The 20,582-nt window shown below is 71.5% G+C and carries 15 protein-coding genes; 1 reads left to right on the forward strand and 14 read right to left on the reverse strand.

All coding sequences use genetic code 11. The annotated features are described in order from the left end of the window. Nucleotides 1-32 precede the first annotated feature (32 nt). From ACQEVG_RS15385 to ACQEVG_RS15405, 5 genes are all read right to left on the reverse strand, one after another. On the reverse strand, nt 33-1,196 hold the full coding sequence (locus ACQEVG_RS15385; protein ID WP_432983004.1) for an LLM class flavin-dependent oxidoreductase: 1,164 nt from the start codon (nt 1,194-1,196) through the stop codon (nt 33-35). A 58-nt stretch (nt 1,197-1,254) separates the two neighbouring features. Then, on the reverse strand, nt 1,255-2,466 hold the full coding sequence (locus ACQEVG_RS15390) for an SfnB family sulfur acquisition oxidoreductase (protein WP_432983007.1): 1,212 nt from the start codon (nt 2,464-2,466) through the stop codon (nt 1,255-1,257). Beyond that, nucleotides 2,466-3,020 (reverse strand): NADPH-dependent FMN reductase, encoded by a 555-nt coding sequence (gene ssuE / locus ACQEVG_RS15395; RefSeq protein WP_432983010.1) that lies wholly within the window; start codon nt 3,018-3,020, stop codon nt 2,466-2,468. Before ssuE ends, ACQEVG_RS15390 begins: the two co-directional genes overlap by 1 nt. A 159-nt stretch (nt 3,021-3,179) precedes the next feature. Continuing rightward, nucleotides 3,180-4,310, reverse strand: coding sequence for a dimethylsulfone monooxygenase SfnG (sfnG, locus tag ACQEVG_RS15400; RefSeq protein ID WP_432983013.1), 1,131 nt, complete (start codon nt 4,308-4,310; stop codon nt 3,180-3,182). A gap of 238 nt (nt 4,311-4,548) precedes the next feature. Continuing rightward, on the reverse strand, nt 4,549-4,788 hold the full coding sequence (locus ACQEVG_RS15405; protein WP_432983016.1) for a putative leader peptide: 240 nt from the start codon (nt 4,786-4,788) through the stop codon (nt 4,549-4,551). A 72-nt stretch (nt 4,789-4,860) separates the two neighbouring features. On the opposite strand from ACQEVG_RS15405, the gene ACQEVG_RS15410 reads away from it, so the two are divergent. Continuing rightward, nucleotides 4,861-5,784, forward strand: coding sequence for a LysR family transcriptional regulator (locus ACQEVG_RS15410; protein ID WP_432983019.1), 924 nt, complete (start codon nt 4,861-4,863; stop codon nt 5,782-5,784). Here the strand turns inward: ACQEVG_RS15410 and ACQEVG_RS15415 are convergent. The 9 genes from ACQEVG_RS15415 to ACQEVG_RS15455 form a co-directional block, all read right to left on the reverse strand. Continuing rightward, on the reverse strand, nt 5,753-6,952 hold the full coding sequence (locus ACQEVG_RS15415; RefSeq protein WP_432983022.1) for a lactate 2-monooxygenase: 1,200 nt from the start codon (nt 6,950-6,952) through the stop codon (nt 5,753-5,755). The genes ACQEVG_RS15410 and ACQEVG_RS15415 overlap by 32 nt on opposite strands. A 136-nt stretch (nt 6,953-7,088) precedes the next feature. Further along, nucleotides 7,089-8,072 (reverse strand): ornithine cyclodeaminase family protein, encoded by a 984-nt coding sequence (locus tag ACQEVG_RS15420; RefSeq protein WP_432983025.1) that lies wholly within the window; start codon nt 8,070-8,072, stop codon nt 7,089-7,091. A gap of 178 nt (nt 8,073-8,250) precedes the next feature. Continuing rightward, complete coding sequence (locus tag ACQEVG_RS15425; RefSeq protein WP_432983028.1) at nt 8,251-9,138, reverse strand: peptidoglycan-binding protein; 888 nt, start codon at nt 9,136-9,138, stop codon at nt 8,251-8,253. Between the two features lie 25 nt (nt 9,139-9,163). Beyond that, on the reverse strand, nt 9,164-10,753 hold the full coding sequence (locus ACQEVG_RS15430) for a DUF6519 domain-containing protein (RefSeq protein ID WP_432983031.1): 1,590 nt from the start codon (nt 10,751-10,753) through the stop codon (nt 9,164-9,166). Nucleotides 10,754-10,793: 40 nt separating this feature from the next. Further along, entirely contained in the window at nt 10,794-12,950 is a 2,157-nt protein-coding gene (locus ACQEVG_RS15435) for a hypothetical protein (protein WP_432983034.1), read from the reverse strand. Next, complete coding sequence (locus tag ACQEVG_RS15440) at nt 12,947-16,699, reverse strand: putative baseplate assembly protein (protein WP_432983037.1); 3,753 nt, start codon at nt 16,697-16,699, stop codon at nt 12,947-12,949. The genes ACQEVG_RS15435 and ACQEVG_RS15440 overlap by 4 nt, the downstream gene beginning before the upstream one ends. Continuing rightward, nucleotides 16,696-19,863: a putative baseplate assembly protein gene (locus ACQEVG_RS15445; RefSeq protein WP_432983040.1), complete on the reverse strand. Its 3,168-nt coding sequence runs from the start codon at nt 19,861-19,863 to the stop codon at nt 16,696-16,698. The genes ACQEVG_RS15440 and ACQEVG_RS15445 overlap by 4 nt, the downstream gene beginning before the upstream one ends. Continuing rightward, nucleotides 19,860-20,237 (reverse strand): GPW/gp25 family protein, encoded by a 378-nt coding sequence (locus tag ACQEVG_RS15450; protein WP_432983043.1) that lies wholly within the window; start codon nt 20,235-20,237, stop codon nt 19,860-19,862. The genes ACQEVG_RS15445 and ACQEVG_RS15450 overlap by 4 nt, the downstream gene beginning before the upstream one ends. Then, nucleotides 20,234-20,572 carry a hypothetical protein gene (locus tag ACQEVG_RS15455; protein ID WP_432983046.1) on the reverse strand — a complete coding sequence of 113 codons (339 nt, stop codon included), beginning with the start codon at nt 20,570-20,572 and terminating at the stop codon, nt 20,234-20,236. Before ACQEVG_RS15455 ends, ACQEVG_RS15450 begins: the two co-directional genes overlap by 4 nt. Between the last annotated feature and the right edge of the window lie 10 nt (nt 20,573-20,582).

Consider the following 20,582-nt stretch of genomic DNA (forward strand, 5'->3'; position numbering starts at 1 on the left):
GCCGGGCGGGCCGGCGGGTGGCGGGTGTCGGGTCAGCGGGTGGCGGGCGACGCGAACGGCACCTGCGGCATGGAAGCCGACCAGGACGCGGAGGCGTGTGGATGGGTCCACAGTCCACGGGCCCGCAGCAGCGGCAGGACGCCCTCACCGAACCAGTACGCCTCCTCCAGATGCGGATAGCCGGACAGTACGAATTCCTCGATGCCGAGGGCCTGATACTCGGCGATCCGGTCGGCGACCTCCTCATGACTGCCGACCAGTGAGGTTCCGGCGCCACCCCGCACCAGGCCGATGCCCGCCCAGAGGTTGGGATGGATCTCCAGACCGTTCCGCTCTCCGCCGTGCAGCGCGAGCATCCGCCGCTGACCCTCCGACTCGCTGCGCGCCAGGCCCGCCTGGACGGCGCGCACGGTCTCCGGGTCGAAGCCGGCCAGCAGCCGGTCGGCCTCCGCCCAGGCCTGCTCGGATGTGTCGCGGGTGATGACATGCAGCCGGATGCCGAAGCGCGGGCTGCGGCCCTGGCGGGCGGCCAGCTGCCGGATCCAGGCGATCTTCTCCGCTACGGCGGACGGTGGCTCGCCCCAGGTGAGATAGACATCGGCATGCCTCGCGGCCACCGTGCCCGCCGCCGGCGAAGAGCCGCCGAAGTAGATCTGCGGGACGGGCTCCGGCACATGGGCCAGCCGGGCCTCGGCGACCCGCAGATGCTCGCCCTCCACCGTGACCGACTTTCCGTCCCACAAGTCGCGGACGATATGCAGGAATTCGTCCGCCCGCGCGTACCGGGCATCCTTGTCCAGGAAGTCGCCGTACGCGCGCTGCTCATGGCTCTCCCCGCCCGTGACGACATTGAGCAGCAGCCGCCCGTCCGTCTGCCGCTGGTAGGTGGAGGCCATCTGGGCGGCGAGCGTGGGCGAGAGGAAACCGGGCCGGAAGGCGACAAGGAACTTCAGCCGCTCCGTCTGCTGGCTCAGCATCGCCGTGGTCAGCCAGGCGTCCTCGCACCAGGCGCCGGTCGGCGTCAGCGCGCCGACGAAGCCGAGGTCCTCGGCGGCGCGGGCGATCTGCGTGAGATAGCCGACGGTGGGCGGCCGGTCGCCGCCCGCCGCGGTGGCGGGGGTGCCGTGGCCGCCGCCCACGACATGGCGGCTGTCGCCGTTGGTGGGCAGGAACCAGTGGAAGGTGAGGGACGACAACGGAAGTCTCCGTATCTGTGAGGGCGAGGGTCTGTCCTTCCGGAAGACACCCCCTGGGTCAGAGCAGGCCGTGGCGGGGCGGCCGCACGCCGCTCAGCACATACCGCCCGATGTGCTGGATCTTCCAGCGCGCCGGATCGTGCAGGGTGTGGGTGCGCGCATCCCGCCAGTACCGGTGCAGATTCAGCGAGTCGAGGGCGGAACGGGTACCCGCGACCTCGAAGAGCGCGCCCGCCACCTCGACCGCGGCCTCCGCGGCGAACGCCTTCGCCGCCGCCACGGCGATCGACGCCTCGGCCGTGTTCTCGTCGTTCAGCCCGGCGCCGGTGGCGGTGTCCACCGCGCGCGCCGCCGTGACGAGCAGGGCCTCGGCCGCCCGTACCCTGACCGCGAGTTCGCCGAAGCGCTGGATCAGCAGCGGATCCTCGGAGGCCGTGTCGACGCCGCTCTCGAACCAGGGGCGGCTCCTGGTCCGTACGAAATCCGCCGCCTCCGCCAGCGCCCCGGCCGCGATGCCCACGTCGATCGCCGTATGCAGCAACTGGGCGACCGCGCCGTGCAGTTGGGGACCACGGAAGGTGAGATGGTGCGGGACGATCCGGTCGGCAGGGACCGGCACGGCGTCGAGATGGACGGTGCCGCTGGCGGTGGTGCGCTGGCCCATCCCGTCCCAGTCGTCCACGACCCGCACCCCGGGTGCGTCGCTCGGTACGTAGGCGACATGCAGTTCGTCGTCATCCGCCCTGGCCAGCACGGGAATCCAGTGGGCGAAGAGCGCACCCGTGGAGCAGTGCTTGACGCCCGTCAGCAGCCGGCCGCCGTCCGGGGCCGGCGTCAGCCGGGTGCGGATGTCCTGCACATGCTTGGTGCCCGCCTCGGACTGGGCGTTGCCGAATCTGCGCCCCGCCAGCACCTCGCCGAAGAAGAACTTCTGCTGCCGCGAAGTGCCCTGGCGGCGCAGCACGTTGACGTAGACGAAGTGACTCTGCGGAATCTGGGCGAGGCTGGGATCGGCGGCGGCGAGCAGCCGGAACATCTCGGCGAGCGTCTGCTGGGAGACATCGGCGCCACCGTGCTCGGCGGGCACTGTCACGGCGAGCAGCCCGGAGGCCGACAGCCGGTCGAGCTCGGCACGGGGCAGCCGCCGCTCGGCGTCCCGCTCGGCCGCACCGGTGCGGAACTCGGCGGCCAACGCGGCGGCGACGGTCAGTGTCTCGGCGTCGTCCGCGATGACCCGCCCGGCAGCCGGCGGCGGGGTGGACGCGGTCATCAGCCTGCCGCCGCGAGCACGGCCGGCCGGCCGAGCGCCGCGGAGAACTGGTCGACGACCTGGCCGAGGGCCTCCGCCGACTGGGGCGCGATCGTCAGGCCGCCGTCGTCGCGCGTGGTGATGTCCTTGTCGAGGGTGAACCAGCCCTGGACGATATGGGCTGCTCCCATCGAGCTGAGGACCGGGCGCAGGGCGTAGTCGATGGCCAGCACGTGCGCGGTGGTGCCGCCGGTCGCCAACGGCAGCACGGTCTTTCCGGTGAGCGCGTACTGCGGGAGCAGGTCGAGCAGCGCCTTGAGCACGCCGGAGTACGAGGCCTTGTATACGGGGGTGCCGATGACGACCCCGTCGGCGCGCGCGAAGAGTTCGGTGGCCTCGACGATCGCCGGATGCTTGAAGTCGGCGCCCAACAGCGCCTCGGCGGGGATGGTGCGGACATCGAGGGGCAGTACTTCATGGCCCTGGGAGGCCAGTCGCGTGTCGAGATGGCGCAGCAGGCGGCCGGTGCGCGATGTGGCGGATGGACTTCCGGATACGGACAGGACGATGGCCATGAGGTTCCTTCGGGGCGTGGGACGTTGGTGGGATCAGGCGGGTGGGGACCGCGAGGGTCGGGTCCGCGGGTTCGGACCGCGGCTCAGGTCCGTGGCTCAGGTCTGGTGCTCGGGTCCGGTGCTCGGGTATGCGGCTGAGTACCGCGGGCGGGACCAGGCTCAGGACCGGGCGGCCGTCGCATGCCGTGCCTCGGCCGCCGGCTGCCGCGCTTCGAGCTCCCGCACCAGCGGGAGGACGCGCGAGCCGAAGTACTCGACCTCTTCGTGGTAGTGGAGGAAGCCGAGGAGGAACAGGTCCACGCCGAGCTGCTTGTAGGCGACGATGCGCTCGGCGATCTGCTCGGGCGTGCCGATGAGGCCGGTGCGGAAGCCGTCGTTGTACTGGACGAGATCCTCGAACGAGGAGTCCTGCCACATGCCCTTGCCGTCCGCAGCGGACTGTCCGGCCTGCTTGACGGCCGCACCGAAGCCGTGCACCGCCTCGGTGTCCGCCTTGGCGACGATCTCGCGCAGCGTCTGCTTGGCCTCGGCCTCCGTATCGCGGGCGATGAGGAAGCCGTTGAGACCGAAGCGCGGCGGGACCCGGCCGGCCGCGGACGCCGACAGCCGCACATCGCGGATCTGCTCGGTGACGCCGTCGAAGTCCTTGCCGTTGGAGAAGTACCAGTCGGACACCCGGCCCGCCATGGCGCGGGCGGCTGTGGAGTTGCCGCCCTGGAAGATCTCGGGGTGCGGCCGGCCGGGTACGTCGAGGGGCTTGGGCTTCAGCGAGAAGTCCCGGATGCGGTAGAAGTCGCCCGCCAGCTCGGCGTGGTCCTCGGTCCACACGGCACGCAGCGCGCGGATGAACTCCTCGGAGCGGCGGTAGCGTTCGTCGTGCTCCAGCCAGGGCTCGCCCAGGGCGGTGAACTCGTCCTTGAACCAGCCGCTGACCACGTTCACCGCGAACCGGCCGCCGGACAGATGGTCCGCCGTCGCACCCAGCTTGGCCAGGACGCCTGGGTGCCACAGGCCGGGGTGGACCGCGGCGATGACCTTCAGCCGCTCCGTCGCGAGCAGCAGCGCCAGGCTGAAGCTGGTGGACTCGTGCTGGTACTCGGCTCCGTAACTGGCCATGTAGCGCACCTGGCTGAGCGCGTAGTCGAAGCCGTTGTCCTCGGCCAGCCTGGCCAGCCGCTTGTTGTACTCATAGCCCCAGTCGGTGCGCTGCTCGATCCTGCTGGTTACCAGTCCACCGCTTACATTCGGCACCCAGTAGGCGAACCGTACGGGGTCGTGCGCGACAGGCATGAGGAACTCCTCGGGAGGGGGATTGGGGTGTGCTCGCCGAATTCGGGCAGGCCGGAATTCAGGCTTGGGGAATACGCGAATTCGACTGCACCGAAGGGTGGGAATTACGCGCTTGCGGACGCCGGGGCGGGCGGTGACGCGTCCGGGAACGGCGGCGTTTTTTTCATACGCCTGCAACATTCATGGCCCGGAACCCGGTGCGCCGACCGGCGGGAAGAGGGAGGGGGAGGTTCGGCTGTCAGGCCGTGACGCGGCAACAGAAGGCACTGGAGACACGGGCAAGGTCGACATGGCGCCGCCGTGTGAGGTCCAGTCGCATCTTCATGTCACCGATCCAACAAGCGAGAGTCCGGCCAGTCAAGGGAACCGTGATCGGTCTCGCATACCGGACCGATCCGTGCGGCCGGGAAACCTGGGATCCGGCCCGTGGCTTACCCAGGAGAATAGCCGGACAGCGTATCGAGAAGTTAGTCGGCATTCGCGAGCGGCTGATAGGGTTTCCCTTCCACACGAGGCGACTTGCTTTCCGCGCGAAAAGGGTGGGATGTGCGTGCGCACTGAGCAGCTTGAATACATAGCGGCCGTCACCCGGCTCGGCTCACTGCGCCGGGCCGCCGAGGCGCTGCATCTGTCACAGCCTGCACTGAGCGAGACCGTACGCAACCTGGAGCGCGAGCTGGGCGTCGCCATCCTGGAGCGCAAGCGCTCCGGCGCGAAGATCAGCGCCGAGGGACGGGAGTTGCTGCCTCATATCGTCAGCGTGCTCGACGCGGTGGACCGGCTGCGCAGCGCCGCCGACGAGCAGCACCGCATCAGCCGCATGGTCCGTCTGGGCACCGTCAGCACCGCCACCGTGCCGCTGCTCATACCGACGGTCCGCGCTTTCCGGGACGCCCACCCCACCACCCAGGTGGAGATGGTCGCCGCGCAGCAGGCGGAGATCCACCGTTCGCTCCTCGAGGGCAGCTTCGACCTCGGCCTGGTCAACTATCTCGAAGGCGACGACCCGCCACCGGAGTTCGAGACGACCGAACTGCTGCGGGGGCGGCCCGTGGTGTGCGTCCACCCTGACAGCCCCCTCGCGTCCCGCCCGGCCGTCACGGTCTCCGATCTGCTCACCGAGCCGCTGATCGTCATGCGCTCCGGATATGTCATGCACCGTTATGTGCACCGACTGCTCGACGGCCGCGCCCCCTCCTTCTCGTACTCGACCGACGGCGCCGAGATGGGCAAACTGATGGTCGCGGAAGGGCTCGGCGCCAGCGTGCTGCCGGACTTCAGCGTGATCGGCGACCCGCTGGAGAGACGCGGCGCGATCCTGTACCGGCCGCTCGCCGACGAGAGCCCCCACGTGCTGCTCGTCATCCAGCGCCGCACCTCGGGCGCGGTGCCGAGGGCGGCGCAGGATCTGCACGAGGCCTTTGTACGGCGCGCCCGCGAGGTCAGTCGAGACGAGTCAGCGCGTCGGGCGTGAGCTCACCGGGCGCGGTGTACCCGGACAGCGCCAGTGTGAGGTCGAAGTCCGCCAGCAGGCTGCGGATGACATGGTCCACTCCCGCCCGGCCGTCCAGCCCGAGGCCGTACACATAGGGCCGGCCGAGCAGCACGGCCTGCGCGCCCAGAGCCAGAGCCTTGAGCATGTCCGCGCCCGAGCGGATGCCGCTGTCGAAAAGGACCGTGAGGCGGTCGCCGACCGCGGAGACGATCCCCGGCAGCGCGGCTGCGGACCCGACCGCGCCGCTGACCTGGCGGCCACCGTGGTTGGAGACCACGATCCCGTCCATGCCCGAGTCGGCGGCGCGCCGCGCGTCGTCCGGGTGCTGGATGCCCTTGAGCACGATCGGGCCGTCCCAGTGCTCACGCAGGAAGCCCAGGTCGCCCCAGGTCTTCGTCGGATCGGCGAACATCCGCAGAAAGTGCTGGACGGCCGCGCCCGGATCCTCGGCCACCGGTTTGGCGAGCCCGGCCTGAAAGGCGGGATCGGAGAAGTAGTTGGCGGTGCCGACCCCGCGCAGGAACGGCAGATACGCCTGGTCGAGATCGCGCGGCCGCCACGACAGCAGCCAGGTGTCCAGCGTGACGACCAGCGCGGAGTAGCCGCAGGCCCGGGCCCGGTCGAGGAAGCTGACCGCGACATCGCGGTCCTTGGGCCAGTACAGCTGGAACCAGCGCGGTGCGTCCCCGGCCGCCGCGGCGATCTCCTCCATCGGGACGCTCGACGCCGACGAGGTGGTGTACGGGACGCCGACAGCCGCCGCGGCACGTGCCGCCCCCGGCTCCGCGTCCGGGTGCATGATCGACTGGACGCCGACCGGGGCGAGAGCCAGCGGCGCCGGCAACCGGGTGCCGAACAGGTCGACCGTGAGATCCCGTTCGGCGACATCGCGCAGCATGCGCGGCACGATTCGCAGCCGGTCCAGCGCCTCCCGGTTGGCCCTGGCCGTACTGCCGTCACCGGCGTTGCCCGCGACATAGCCGACCGGACCCGGCGGCAGCCTGCGCGCGGCCAGCTCCTCCAACTGGGCCAGATCGGTGGGCAGCCGGGGGACTGCGCCGCCGAACAGCCCGGCGGCGTAGATCTCGTTCTGGAAGTTCGCCCAGTCGACGCGCGGTCCGGACGTTCCAGGTGCGGTGTCAGGCATACGAGGCTCCCTGCTGTCTGCGGTCAGTCGAAGAGAACGGGCTGCGACGCTGATCTGGCCCCACTGTGGCTGAGAGTGGAACGAGCCCGCCAGATGCGTACACGACACGTCCACCACCTCGTCCCGGCCCCCGATGTCACCCTTGCGGGGTTCCTGGTCGAAGATCCGCACCCGCACCTCCGTCGGCCTGGTGCCGGAGGGACTCGTGGGCGACCGAGGCGACGACGAGGTCCTCCCAGGCCATGCCGACGCTCTTGAAGAGCCGGGGGCGGGAGGGGGCGGGCTTTGCCGTGCCGCGGGCCAGATCCGCGAGGGGCACCAGGGAGTCGGGGTCGAGCGCGCCCGACCGTACGGCGAGGATGACGTCACCGGCCTCGCGCAGCGCGGCGCCGCGCGCCTCGACCACGACCGTCGAGCGGCGCACCGTCTCGTCGTCGACCTCGCGCGCCTCGGGCTCGTGCGATCCCACGGCGACGACCGTCGCGTGCGCGGGCAGCGATGCGCCGTCGAAGAGTGGCGTACGAGCCGTGGTGCAGCACGCCACCAGATCGGCCTCCTCGACCGCGTCCGGCGTACCGGCCTCAACCGTGAGCCCCGCATCCCGGTACTGCTCAAGGAAGGTGGCGAGACGATCGCGGTCGCGGCCGACGACCGTGACGCGCCGCACCGGGCGGATGGCGCGCAGCGCCTCGATGTGGCTGTGGGCCTGCGGTCCGGTGCCGAAGACGACGAGTCGCGCGGCGTCCGGCAGGGCGAGCAGATCGGCCGCTGCCGCCGAGACGGCTGCGGTACGGATGGCGGTGAGCGCGGCAGCGTCGAGCACCGCCAGCGGGCTCAGCGTCTCGGCGTCAAACAGCAGGTAGTTGCCCTGGATGCGGGGGAGTCCGAGCGCGGGGTTGCCCGGCGCCACCGTGGCGATCTTGACCCCCGCGTAGCGGTGGGAGTGCGAGGGCATGAGCAGCAGCTGCCCGTGGTCGACCGGGAAGGCGGCGCGGGCGGGGTCGGTCTCGGGGTCGAGGCCGTTGCGCAGGGCGTTCTGGATCGCGGCGATTGCGGCGGGCACGGTGAGAGCCGCGCGCACGTCCTCGGCGCCGATGACGGTGGTGGTGCCCTGGCTCATCCGATCCTCCAGCGGAAGCGGATCGTCCGATGCCTCCGCGCGGAACGTTACCGTGCGCTTCCCCGGCTCAGGCCGCGTCCCCCGTGGCTCCGCCCGGGACCCGCGCCTCAGTCGCCGGCGGGGCTTGATTCTCAAGCCCGTCCGGCGACTGAGGAGAGCCCGTCCGTCCAGGACAGGCTCAGACGTTGGGCACCTTCAGCCTGTCCCAGCTCGACTTTCCCGGGATGCCGTCGGCGTCGCTCCCCGAGAAGCCCAGCTTGCGCTGCCATGCGGCGTACGACTTCTGGTCGGCCTCCGACCAGTCCGGGCTCGGCCCGACCTCGTACCGCCCGCAGCCCTCCGCCACCAGCCGCTTCCCCATCGCGGTGATGATCGGACTGTGCCGGCCGGGTGCGAAGAACGCGGCGCCGGGGAACGGCTCGTGCGCCGTCGGCGGCTTGTGCGAAGCGGGCGGCTTGGACGGGCCCGACGGCTTGCCGCCCAACCGGGCCTTGATCCGGGCGCGCATCGAGTCCATCGTGAACCCGCGGGGGTCGACCTTCCCCGGCTGCCATTCCTTGTGGCCGATGACCGAGCGCTGCGACCAGCCGTGCGCGCGGCAGAGCGCGGCCGCCGCCTTCTCGATGGCCTCCAGCTGGGCGGCCGGCCACGGGTCCTTGCCGTCGCCGAGGTTGACGCACTCGAAGCCATAGAAGTACCGGTTGCCGTCGGTGTTGGCCTCGTTGTCGCCGGGCAGCGCGGACTCGTTGATCACCGCGCGCAGGACGTCGTCGTCGCCGAGCCCGGCGTGGTTGGCTCTGCCGTTGCCGACCAGATGGACCGAGCCGTCCTTGGCTATCACCCCGTGGCACAGCGGACCCGGCAGGCTGGAGTGGCCGTTGTAGCAGATGTCCACGGAGTTCTGGGTGCCTTTGGTCACGGTGTGGTGGATCATCACGCCGTGCATGGGGCCCCAAGGACCCTTGTGATTGCGGTTGTGCGTACGCCAGCTCCGGTGCTCGACGACCTGAAGCCCTTCGTCACGCAGGACCTTGACCAGTTGGGAGGCGGTCAGAGGCGTTGCCATGGTGGTGCTCCTTCCAGGTGGTACGTCACTTCTCGGGCTGTCCCTGCTCGTCCGCTCCCGCCGGCCGTGCGCCCGAACCGGCAGCCGCCGCGTTCTCGGCCGCGGCTGCCTCAGCTTCATACGTGGCCTCCGCCTCCAGCGTCTCAGCGTCGGCGGCCGGGATGGGGGCGGCCAGCGGTGCGAAGGCCAGGCGCAGATCGGCCACCGAGCCCTCTCCGAGCACCCAGGCCAGCGGCGCATAGTGGACATGGTTGCCCGCCGGGGCCTGCAGCAGAGGCCGTCGTGCCGCGTCCGTCGGCCACTCGACAGTGCCCGTCGCCGTGCGCGCGGCCACGGTCCAGTAGTCGCCCGGACGGTAGGACCTGCCCGGCTCGAAGTACACGAACACGCCGTCCTCCAGCGGCAGCCAGCCGCCCTCCTCGATCCGCAGCGCGCCGCCCCGCACCTTTGCGGTGCCCTGCTTCGTACGGCCGGTGCTGCCCGTGTGACGGGAACCGGGCCGGTGGTCCCAGCGCCGCAGGAAGGGGTGCAGCTCGGGGCGCCGCCCGACCGACGGGTCCGGCTCGGCCGAAAGCCGCACCCGGCGGCCCGGCAGGTCGATCTCCTCGATCCGCAGCAGCGGCAGCGGCTCGCCGCGGCTGAGCGAGGCGCTGTCCGCCGGCTCCACCCAGTCGCCGACGTTCAGATCGAGCTTGTCGTCGCTGCCCAACGAGGCCAACTCGGCCCAGGTGCCGTCCAGTTCGTCGACCGGGAAGGTCACCGAGCCGTTCTCCCGGGACCACTTGAAGGTGGCGTCCTTCGCCGCGCCGCCCTCATGGATCTCGACGCGGTACAGCTGGTTCTCCTGACCGCGATAGCGGGCGTCCGGCTTCACCAGGCACGGGTCCTCGTCCGCATGCTCGGGACGCTCGCTGCGGGCCGCCATCCGCGCACTCGGCGCCTGCGCCGCCGCCCACTTGGCGAACGCCGCCCGGACCTGGTCCTTGGTCGCTCCGTCCGCCAGCTCCAGCTGTGAGCCGGGCAGCGGCAGCACCTGCCAGACGACCTTCAGCCGGGCCGCGGTGTCGGGCATCGCCGATCCCAGCGCCACCTCGCGCAGCAGCGGGTCCTCGGCCGCGGTGACCGAGCGCTCCCACACCTTCAGATAGGCGAGGTACGGAAATTGGGAGGGCAGCCGGTCGCTGGGGCGCTCCGGGTCCCGGTGACCGTCGGGCTGGTCCCAGTACGTCCAGGTGGCCGGCGGCTGTGTCTCGGCGGGCGCGTCCTTCTCGCCCTCCTCGGTGCTGTGCGCGTCGTGCGCTTCGTCCACGACCGGGACGCCCGGCTGAGGGCGCGTCGCATCGAGCAGGATGCCGTCCACGTAGTAGCGGCCACCGCCGATGGAAAGGTCGTCCAACTCCCGGCTGCCGCCCAGGAAGTGCAGTTCGAAGCCGGTGGCGCCGCGCGGGCCGCCGTGCTGCCCGATCAGATCGGCCGCAGTGGTACGGGCCTGCACCAGCTGGATCGCGGTCTGCTCATTGGCGTCGGCGTCCAGCTGGACACGGCCCTGCTGTGCGATCACCGCCGAGTAGTGCCGGTCCGGCCGGAAGGTGATGCGGGAGATGTCTGCGTGCATGGGAAGGGGTCCCCCTCAGGATTGGGCAGTGGAAGTCGTGTCAGGTGACGGGGATGATCCCGGCGTCGGTACCGGCCGGGGTGAACTCGGCGAGCCGGGCCCGCAGGCTGTCCTCGCGCTGCGGCTGGTAGAGGTCGTGGAAGGCGCCCATCTCGGAGCCGTCCTCGGCGCCGCGCCTGATCTCGTCTGCGCAGCCCGCGGCCAGTTGCCCGTATGCGGGCGTGCCGTACCGCTCGCTGGTGAACAGGGGCCGGACCAGCTGCGCGTGCTGACTGCCCACCAGATCCGGCTGGCAGCGGTGGCGGCGCGGCGTGCGCGAGCCGGCGGGCACGTAACTGAAGCGCACGCAGCCGATGCCCCGCCGGGCCACCTGCATCCGCCCGGTGAAGATGCTGTTCTCGGCGATCTCCACCGCGTGCGTGTGGACTTCGCCGATGACGGTGGTGCGGTGCGCGTGCAGTACGGCATGTGCGTGGCGGCAGTCCGGGGCGGACAGCGCCGCCCGGTCGTGGCCGGTGGCGTCCAGGATGCTGTCGCGGATGTGGATGGGCAGCGGATCGTGGTTCACCTCGTCGCCGATCACCTCGATGGTGCCGAGGATGCTGCGCTCGATGGACACGCACGCGGTGGTGCGGTCCAGCACCAGACTCGGCTCCTCGGGGGAGTGCGGCTCGCACTCGGGCTCCAGCGACCAGCCAGGCACGAGGGTGCAGTGCCGCAGCACGACCGCCCCGACGGGGCCGGTGACATTGAGTCCGCGACCGGTGATCAGCAGACCGTCGAGCACGATCCGTGGAGCTTCGCCCTCGCCCTCCTCCTGGGCACGGATGTTGAGGGCGTCGGGCCTGTTGCTGTACCAGTCGAGCAGCCGGATCACCGGCCTTGTGCCCTCGGCCGCGCGCAGTTCCAGGCGGTCGCCCGGATCCAGATCGAAGTCCAGTTGCTCCTGGTAGGCGCCGCTGTGCGTGATCTCGATGATGCCGTCCGGGCCGCAGTGCCCGGCCCGCCGGTCGCGCCGCCAGTCGTTGTACGCGTCCATGATCCGCTGATGGCCCTGGCCGGGGCCGACCCGGTAGACCGTGGCCGCGGTCGGCGTCTCACGCTCGCGCGGGTACTCGCCGCCGCCCGTGTCGTCGGCGAAGGCGTAGTGGTAGGTGACCCACACGCCCTGCCGCGGCGCGGACCGGGAGCCGAACGCGATCCGGCCGAGCGCCGGGTCGATGGCCACCTGCCCCCGCTTGGGGCGGTAGCGCCAGTCCGTCAGATCCGCCACCACGAGGTCCGACAGCGGCACCGGCTCGTCCTGTCCGTCGCGCCGGATCGTGAAGCTCTTGCCCGGGCCGTAGTAGTCCGCGATCCGGTCGGCGAGCTGACGGCGCCGGATGTACGCGGGCACGTTGTCGATCGTCGCGACATGGTTCGCGGAAGGCTCCGGCACCGGCCTGGTCACCAGCGGCGTGTCATTGCCCAGGATCGAGAAGGTGTAGAGACTGCGGGCCCGGTCGATGCAGTACGCGGGCGCGCCCGTCACCTGATACGGCTTCAGCCGCCAGACGAACAGACCGACCCCGGCGGGGGAGTAGCCGCCCTGCGTACGCGCCGAGTTGGCACGGCGCACATTCACGGACTGGGCGACCGAGCCGAACGGACCGCCCGCCAGATCGAGCGCGGTCCCTTCCCGTACGTCGACGAGCCTGCCGCGCGCACGCCGGTGCGCGTTCGTGGCGTCCGTGCCCGACCCGTACAGCTTCACCGGCTGCTGGTGGGAGACGAGCCGGGAGAACTCCACGGCCCGCGAGGGCCATCCGGCGACGTCCTCGGCCAGCTCCTCCAGCAGGGCGAGAGTGCCCTTGCGCCGCCGGTTGGCGACCGTGGCGGCCACATCGCGGCGCGGCGCCAGCGCCTCGGCGAGGCGGCTGCGGGAATCGCCGTCCCCGCCCTCAAGGCCCTTCGCCTGCACGCGCTCGTATCCCGGCAGCGGGGAGTAGCCGACCAGATCGCCGAGATACGGCAGCACCCAGGGCGCCGCGGTCTCCACGAACCAGTCCTCGTAACTCTGCTCGACCCCGTCCCGTACCCGGTCGACCTGTTCGGCGATCACGGCGAGCAGGGCGCGCAGCGGTTCACCGCCCTCGGCGTCCCGCAGGCGGTGCCACTGCGGGAGCAGATCCGCGAGGCCGTCCGGTTCCCTGGTCATGCGGTGACCTCCGTCAGAATCAGCGTGTCCGCGACATGCGGGGAGAGCAGTGTCAGCTGGGCCGGCCGGATGCCGCGGAACACGAACACCGCCCGGCCCTTCGCGAGGCGCCGGGTATCGGTGATGTCCGGGTTCAGCCGCAGCAGTTCGGCGAGCGAGATGCCGTGCCCGGCCGCGACCTGGGTGAGTGTCTCTCCACCGCCGGCCGTGACGTGGTGCACGTCCTCGTCGTACGCGGCGAGCCGCGCCGCGATCGAGGTCTGCGGCTCGTCGAGCGCTTCCGCAAGGCCGGTGAGCCCGTCGGCTGTGACGGAGGCAGGGACGCCAGTGAACAGGTCGACGTCCACATAGTCGACGCCGGGCACCGAGTGAGCGGTCGCCAGTACCTCGGACAGCCGCGCTGGTCGGCCCAACTCGCGCCGTCCGCTGCCGAATTCACGCAGCAGCGCCTGCCGCAGCCGCGGCTCGACCACACTCCAGGTGTGGTCGCGGGCGACCTTCACCTTCGCCGCGAGCAGCAGCAGCACCAGCTCGCGCACGTCCACCCGGACGGGCAGCCGGGAGTCGCCGTATTCGGCGAGCGAGGAGCGCAGTGCGCGCAGCACCTCGGAGTCGTCGGCGATCGCGATGTCGTCCACTCCGGCGACCGTCACATGCAGCACGCGCCGCCGGCCGTCGAAGATCTCGCGGGCCGCCGCCCGGCCGATGCCTGCCCGGGAGCGGGCGAAGTCCTCGTAGTCCTTGACGGACACGAGCCGGTCGAGGGCGGACACCGCGAGCGGGATCGTACGCCGGGTCAGCCCGGGGCCATCGGCCTCCGCCCCGCCCGTCGCGGGCTGCGGATTGGTGACCGCGGTGACGCCCAACGGCCGGGTGATCGCCTGAGTGATGCGGTCCGCCCGGACATTGGCGGCCTTGCCGGTGCCGAAGCGGTACCGGGCCCGCACGTTCTCGTGCCCGGTGGGCAGTCGGGCGCCGTGCACCCCGTCGCCGCAGGTCACCGTCGTACGCCCGTCCCCGGCCGTCCCCGACACATAGACCCGCTCGCGCGGGCCGCGCCCGGCGAGGCTGTCCACCTCGTGCCACAACAGCCCGTCGACACGCACCTCCAGCGTGGGCGTGGCCCCCAGGGGATTGGCGGCGGGCAGCCAGGTCAGCGGCGACTGCCAGAGCGCGAAGGTCTGGTTGATGCGCCCGGCGTCGCCACTGCCGATCGGCTCGTCGCGGCTCTCGCCGTGCGTGGCGGGCACCACATTGCCCTGGACGCGCACTGTGTCACGGCGGTAGCGGTAGGCCAGATCGGCGGTGAGCGTCAGCTTCGTATGGACATGGTCGCCCGGCAGATGCGGATCGAGCTGCTGCTCCACCGAGGCGATCACCGCCAGTTCGGTGCCGCGCACCCCGGCCGTGTTCGGAATGTCGGTGCGCTCGCCCGACACCACCAGATGACGGCCGGGCCGCAACCCGTCGTACAGCTCGGCCAGTTCGAGCTCGTTTCCGTGCACGTCCTCGCCCAGTGGCTCGTCCGCCGGGCGCAGTGCCTGACCGCCCGCGTGCACGGTCGCGTCCCGGATCGCCGAGAGCAGCACGTCGCGCTCGTCCAGCCAGGGATCGGCGAGCGTCAGCTCGGTGCCGCGGCCGGTGATCCCGTAGTTGGTGTACGCGGCGGTACGCACGGCCGTGACCCGGGTGGTCACCAACGCGAGCTCCTTGTCGCCCGGGATGCCGTCGGGTTCCCCGGCGCCCTTGCGGGGACGCTCGATCGCGATCCAGCTGCCGACCGTGATGCCGTCCTGCACGGAGTCGAGCGGAAGGACACGACGGTTTGCCTGCTCCGGCACGGTCGCGATGCCGATCTCGACATTCGCGGACTCGCTCCCGATCGTGTACTGCGCGGTCACCTCCATCCCGCCGTGTGTGACCTGCTTGCGCTGACCGGGAGACAGCAGCCAGTTGAGCGTTTGGCCGTTCTCCACGGACACATGCACCCGCCCGTCCTCGGCGGGCCTCGACACGAACAGCGTCCGCTCCGGAAGCCCCTCGGAGAACTCGGCCCTCACACCGGGCTCCTGGGAGTCCGCGGGGCGCCTGGTCAGCCAGCTCAGATCGTGGTCCTGGCCCACCTGGGTCTGCAGCGCGACCCTGCCGGGCCCCAGACCGAAACTCGTCTCGGTGGGCAGATTCTCCGAACGCTGCCACGAGGAACCGGTCTCGATGTGCTGGAACTCGGCGCGCACGGGCACCCGCCCGCCCGTGTCGTACACGATCCGCATCGTGGTGAGTTCCCCGCCGCTCACGGGCCAGTCCGTCTGCCGGATCACTCTTCCGCGTTCGTCCTGTACCGGCTTGAGCGGTGCCGTCGCGCCGAACGGAGCGGCGGTCACCCGCATCGCCTGCAGCTCGCGCAGCAGGGCGGGCACGGCAGGGGCGGCACGCCGCCACGCCGCGTACATCCCGTCGGCGACCCGCGGGTCGAGCGCGGACAGCAGCCGGGCGCCGAGATCGGAGCCCGGCGCGAAGTAGCGTGCCGGATCGTGGGACAGCGTGCGCACGCCCGACGGGGGCCGCACCACACTGGTGCGCAGCGCGGGCAGGACGGCGCCGAGCGCCCGCATGGCCTCGGAGTCAGAGGCGGCCACGAGCGTCTGCGGCCGGGAGGGCTCCAGATCGGCCGCCCGCTCCCTCAGTTCACCGACCACCGCCTCCAACTGCTCGAACCAGGCGGCGACTTCTTCGTACGGAGCGGCGATGGCCTGTGCCTCGGCGAGCCGGGCGTGCGGTTCGGCCAGCCGCGTGGCGAACTGCGCGGGTGTCCTGATCCCGTCCAGATCGGCGCGCAGCGGCGCCAGCACCTGAGTGTCGAAGTCCTCGATGATCCGGCTGACCGGACGCGGATTGGGGTTGTCGGGCGTCGGCTCGCCCTCCTCCACCTCCCGCTCGTCCTCGGTGATCCACTCGCGCAGTTCGGCGACCAGCTCGGTCAGCGACGGCGGCGCGGATTGCGGCAGCGCGATCGCCGTGATGTCGTCGTCCCGGTCGATCCGGATGCCCGCCACCGGGAGCAGCAGCCGCTGACCGTCCCTGTCGCCGTCCGCACCGAAGACGAAGAGCAGCTTGTCCCCGGTCTGCAGGGACGTGCCGGTGCCCGAGACGAAGATCTCGGAGCGCCTCCGCAGATCGTCCGGAGTCAGCAGGGCAGGCCGGCGCCGGCGCACCGCCAGCTCGTTCCAGGCCGAGCGAGCCACCAGGTCCTCGCTGGTCTCGAAGGCCTGCGACTCCTCGTCGGAGGTGGTGGGCACGCTGTTGCTGCGCGCGCCGCGCGGGATCAGCACCGGCACGTCCTCGGCCCGCGGATCCCGGTCGAGCGTGTACGCGAGATGGGTGTCGGCGGCGATGCCGGGCCGCGGCCGGTGTCCCACAAGACGTCCGAGCAGGGCCAGCGAGCGGTGCTCGTTGGCGGTGCGCAGATAGCCCTCGTCGGCGATGCGCTCGGAGTGGAAGGTGAGCAGATCGCCGACGACCGCCCAGGAGTCGATGAGTCCGATCGCCGGGTCGTCCGGGGTGCGGACGGTGAGCCCGCGCAGCGCCGGATACGCGGGTGAGGCAAGCCGGTCGAGCATCGCCGCGAGGAACGAGCCGTACTCGCCGACCCGGTAGTCCAGGGCCGTGCGGCCCGGCGCGTTGTACAGGGCCTTCGGCGCATGGCGTTCGTCGTGACCGCCGCAGCCGCAACCGCAGGAGCCGCTCATCGGGCACCTCCGTCGAGCTCGATCGACAACCGGCCGAGTTCGGGCCGGTCGGGGTCGTTGTCGCAACGCGCGATCTCCAGCGGGCCGAGCCGCAGCACGCCTGCCTCCAGTGCGGTGTCATCGAGTGGATCTTCGTGGAACAGCCGGCGCAGCCGCGTCACTCGTACGCTTTCCACGCCCTGGACGGCCGCTGCCGCGGCCACCAGACGGCTCAGCCGCACCGGTTCGCCGAACGTCAGCGCGTCGGGGTGGAAGAAGCCGAGCCGGCCGCGGGAGAGCGGGCGGCTGCCGAGGAGCCGGTACAGCTCGGCGAGGATCTGGCCGTGCTGATGGCCGGGCGCGGCGCACACCGCGAGCGCGATGTCCAGCGGCACCGCCCTGGCCGGTCCCACCACCAGATCGTGGCCGATCCGGCGGTAGCGCTCCAGCGCGTACGTCACCGAGTCGAGCAGTTCCGGGGACGGATCCCCGCTGCCCAGCGCGTCCACGGCGACATGCGCTTCCTGCACGCTGCCGGTCCAGCGGATCTCGGCGGCGGCGCGCTGCACGCCGGGCAGCTTCGACGCCAGCGCCGCATAGTCCTCCGCGGTGACGGCCCGCAGCCGGGTGCGTTTGAGGTCGAGCGGCGCGAGCTGGCGGACCTGCTCGACCGGCTCGGGCTCGGTGCCGCCGACGGCCGGCAGCGGATTGCGCACCCCCGCGACGGGCATCGGGTCCCCGGCGTCGGAAGCCTCCGGATCGCGGCAGATCACCAGATGGTTGATGGCTTCCGCGCCGACGTTGCCCGCGATGCCGCCGCCGAGCCGGTAGTGCAGTTCGAGTCGCGCGCCGGGCTCCGGACGGGCGCCGTGGCGGCCGTCCCCGAAGCGCAGCGCGATCCGGCCGTCGTCCTCCAGCTCGCCGACGAAGTGCCGCTCGCGCGGGCCGCTGTCGAGCAGATCCCGCTTCGCCGTCCAGGTCTCGTCGCCGTCGACGACCGTGACCGCGGGCAGCGCGGCCCGCGGATCCGGTACGAGCGCGGCGGCAGGACCCCGCAGCACCGGCTCGTCCGGGTGGAGCCCGGCCGCGTACTCGGGGCCCCAGGTGTGCGCGATCTCCCACGCGATGCCGGCGTCGAGCACCGTGCCCGCCCGCGAGCGGGCCGTCAGCACCTGGAGCCGGCGCAGCTTCGCGGCCAGCAGCCGTTCGCTGCGGTGCAGTAACTCCCGCAGCGCACGCACCGGGTGACGGCGCAGCTCAAGATGCTCCAGCACCCGCAGTCCGAACAGCACGGTCAGCTCGGCGATCTCGGGCTCGCCCAGACCGTCATTGTCCCGCGCGCTGCGCCAGAGCTCCACAAGCCGCTGCCGGACCCGGCCAGGAATCGCCGCGAGACGCACGGACTGCCCCGCCGACACATCGCGCGGCTGCGGGAATGTCACGGACTGCACGACGGGGGAGCGCTCCAGCACCGGCCTGAAGCGTGGTGCGATGCCTGGATAGACGACCTGCGCAAGCAGCGTCTGGAGCGCGTCGGCCTGGGCATAGGCGGTACCCGGTACGACCTTCTCCCGCCGCCGGCCCGCGAGTTCCAGGCCGAGACCGGCGCGCCCGGTCGCGTCCTCGCCGACGACGGTGAACAGCTCCCGTATCTGAGAGGCGGTCAACAGCCTGCCCGAACGCGTCTGCTCCAGGCGGGCGTTGATCAGGGCCGCCGTGGCATTGCCCTCCTTGCGGTCCCAGCAGCCGAAGCCGGCCGGATCGCAAGACCCGAGGACGGCGGGCGCGGCAGGCACGGTGACCGTCTCCGGTGTGCCGTCGCGGAACGTCAGCGACCGCCCGTGGTCGACGAGCACGACATTGCCGCGCGCCACGCTCACATCCTCCACCGGAGCGCAGTCCGGGCCACCGCGCGTCGACAGACAGACGGGGAACGCGAGCGCGTCCTCCTGCGCCCAGGTGACCTCCAGCACGGGCTGGTCCGCCAGCCGGTCCACGGCCGGGGTCACGGAAGTCAGCCGTACGGCCTGACGGTGGGCGGGGTCGGCGTCGCCCGGCGTCCCCGACCGCGCCCCCAGCACCTCCTCGATCAGCAGCAGATCGCCCGGCGCCAGAGCCAGCGACCTGGCCGAGCACTCCTCATCCGCCCACTCGTCCCGCAGCGTCGCCGCGGTGGCCCCCTTGGGCAGCGCGCACACCTCGTCGCCCCAGGTCCAGAAGCGGATGGTGCTGTGCTCGGGCCGCAGCACCAGCGGCTCCTCGCGGACGACCGGCTCGAACACTTCGACCGAGCCGCGCTCGTCGAGGACCGCCAGATCCCGGTCGTCGATGACGGTCCCGGTCTCGGGCCGGTCCCTCGGCCCCAGAGTACGGACGTCGACAGCGGCGAAACGGAAGGTGCCGGGCAGCAGTGTCAGTTCCCGTACGGTCTCGACCGCGACGAAGGCACGGGCGTTGACGCCGTCGTGCATCGGATAGTCGATGAGCCGCACATGACGGTGTACGGACACCCGGCGGCGTGCCGTGTCGAGATACGCCTCCGTCGCGACCGCGTCCTGCTGATAGCTGATCAGATCGCCGGTGTGGGCCAGCAGTTCGACCAGCGTCGTGCCGAGGTCGGCGGCGTTGCGCTCGACCCAGTCCGGGGTGGTCAGCGCCAGCCGGTCCAGGATCAGCCGGCGGATCGACTCGTAGTCGCGTGCCGTGTAGTCGATGACCGGGGCGGCCTCGAGGGCGGGCGGGCAGTCGGGCTGCTCGTCCTCGCAGTCGAAGGGCGTGGGGCAATCGGGACGGAACTCGAAGGACGCGGAGAAGTACCGCTGGTCGAAACCGGGGAAGGGCTCGGTGCCCGGCCGTCCGTACGGATCCGTGTCCACCACCGAGAGCGTGTACCGGGACGTGTCGCCGGTGCGGTCCAGCGTGACGTACAGCCTGTCGTCGAGCTCCGGGTCCTCCTCGCGCTCGACGGACACCTCGTCGGCCTCGATGCCGGTGATCCGGCGGCCGCCGTCGATGCGAATGTTCTCCGTGCACAGCCCGTGGGGCGCCTTGCCGAGGAAGGTGACGGTCAGGGTCAGTCCGTCGTCACCGACCTCCACCGTGTCCAGGCCACCGAGCTGCGCCGACCGTACCTTTGTGCGCCTGCCGTCGGTGCGGCAGACCAACTCCTTGCTCACCCCGCTCATGCCGGGCCGCTCCCTTCGAAGACCTCGTCGCGCCGGCTGGCGGTGGAGCGCACCACATAGCGCAGATGGACCCGGACCACGTTCTCCTCGCTCACCACATCCAGGGACTCCACCTCGATCAGTTCGCCCAGCCAGCGCTGCAGTGAGGCCTGCACCGAAAGCTCAAGCGCGGAGGCCAGCTCGGGGCTGTTGGGCGTGAAGACCAGATCGAGCAGGCCGCAGCCGAAGTCGGGGCGCATCACGCGCTCTCCGGGGCTGGTGAACAGCAACTGCTCGATCAGATCCCGCACATGCTCGTCGTACGCCGCATGCGCGGTGCGGCCCCGCCGGTCGATGCGGAAGGGAAAGGCGATGTCGCTCCTCGTCGTCCTCATCGGGAGATCACCCCCCGTGTCGACGCGGCGACGACCGGCGGGCCCTGCGGCACCAGCGCGGCGCTGAAGCAGAGCGCGGATGTGCTGTCGAGCAGCACGGGCGAGCCGTCGACGAGCACGCTGTCGCGGTGCGGCGTCCAGCGGACGGTGGCGCACGGATGCGGCACGCCGTCGATCGTGTGGTGGCAGCCTGTGACGATGAAGACGTCGGCCGCGGTGGACACTTGATAGCCGTCGATCCGGACGCCGGACGACGGGGCGGAGGCGGGCACGATCCGGCCGCCGTGCGGGCAGCTGATCGTGGACCCGCCGTTCACGAGATTCCCGGACAACACGATTCTCCCC

Source organism: Streptomyces sp. CA-135486 (assembly GCF_050936555.1).
Lineage (GTDB): Bacteria > Actinomycetota > Actinomycetes > Streptomycetales > Streptomycetaceae > Streptomyces.

Bases quoted from the DNA above. Each gene is read 5' to 3' on its own strand.
- ACQEVG_RS15425 (WP_432983028.1), bottom strand. From the start codon at position 9,138: ATGGCAACGCCTCTGACCGCCTCCCAACTGGTCAAGGTCCTGCGTGAC.
- ssuE (WP_432983010.1), bottom strand. From the start codon at position 3,020: ATGGCCATCGTCCTGTCCGTATCCGGAAGTCCATCCGCCACATCGCGC.
- ACQEVG_RS15420 (WP_432983025.1), bottom strand. From the start codon at position 8,072: ATGAGCCAGGGCACCACCACCGTCATCGGCGCCGAGGACGTGCGCGCG.
- ACQEVG_RS15435 (WP_432983034.1), bottom strand. From the start codon at position 12,950: ATGACCAGGGAACCGGACGGCCTCGCGGATCTGCTCCCGCAGTGGCAC.
- ACQEVG_RS15390 (WP_432983007.1), bottom strand. From the start codon at position 2,466: ATGACCGCGTCCACCCCGCCGCCGGCTGCCGGGCGGGTCATCGCGGAC.
- ACQEVG_RS15450 (WP_432983043.1), bottom strand. From the start codon at position 20,237: ATGAGGACGACGAGGAGCGACATCGCCTTTCCCTTCCGCATCGACCGG.
- ACQEVG_RS15440 (WP_432983037.1), bottom strand. From the start codon at position 16,699: ATGAGCGGCTCCTGCGGTTGCGGCTGCGGCGGTCACGACGAACGCCAT.
- ACQEVG_RS15415 (WP_432983022.1), bottom strand. From the start codon at position 6,952: ATGCCTGACACCGCACCTGGAACGTCCGGACCGCGCGTCGACTGGGCG.
- ACQEVG_RS15430 (WP_432983031.1), bottom strand. From the start codon at position 10,753: ATGCACGCAGACATCTCCCGCATCACCTTCCGGCCGGACCGGCACTAC.
- ACQEVG_RS15405 (WP_432983016.1), bottom strand. From the start codon at position 4,788: ATGCCGACTAACTTCTCGATACGCTGTCCGGCTATTCTCCTGGGTAAG.
- sfnG (WP_432983013.1), bottom strand. From the start codon at position 4,310: ATGCCTGTCGCGCACGACCCCGTACGGTTCGCCTACTGGGTGCCGAAT.
- ACQEVG_RS15445 (WP_432983040.1), bottom strand. From the start codon at position 19,863: ATGAGCGGGGTGAGCAAGGAGTTGGTCTGCCGCACCGACGGCAGGCGC.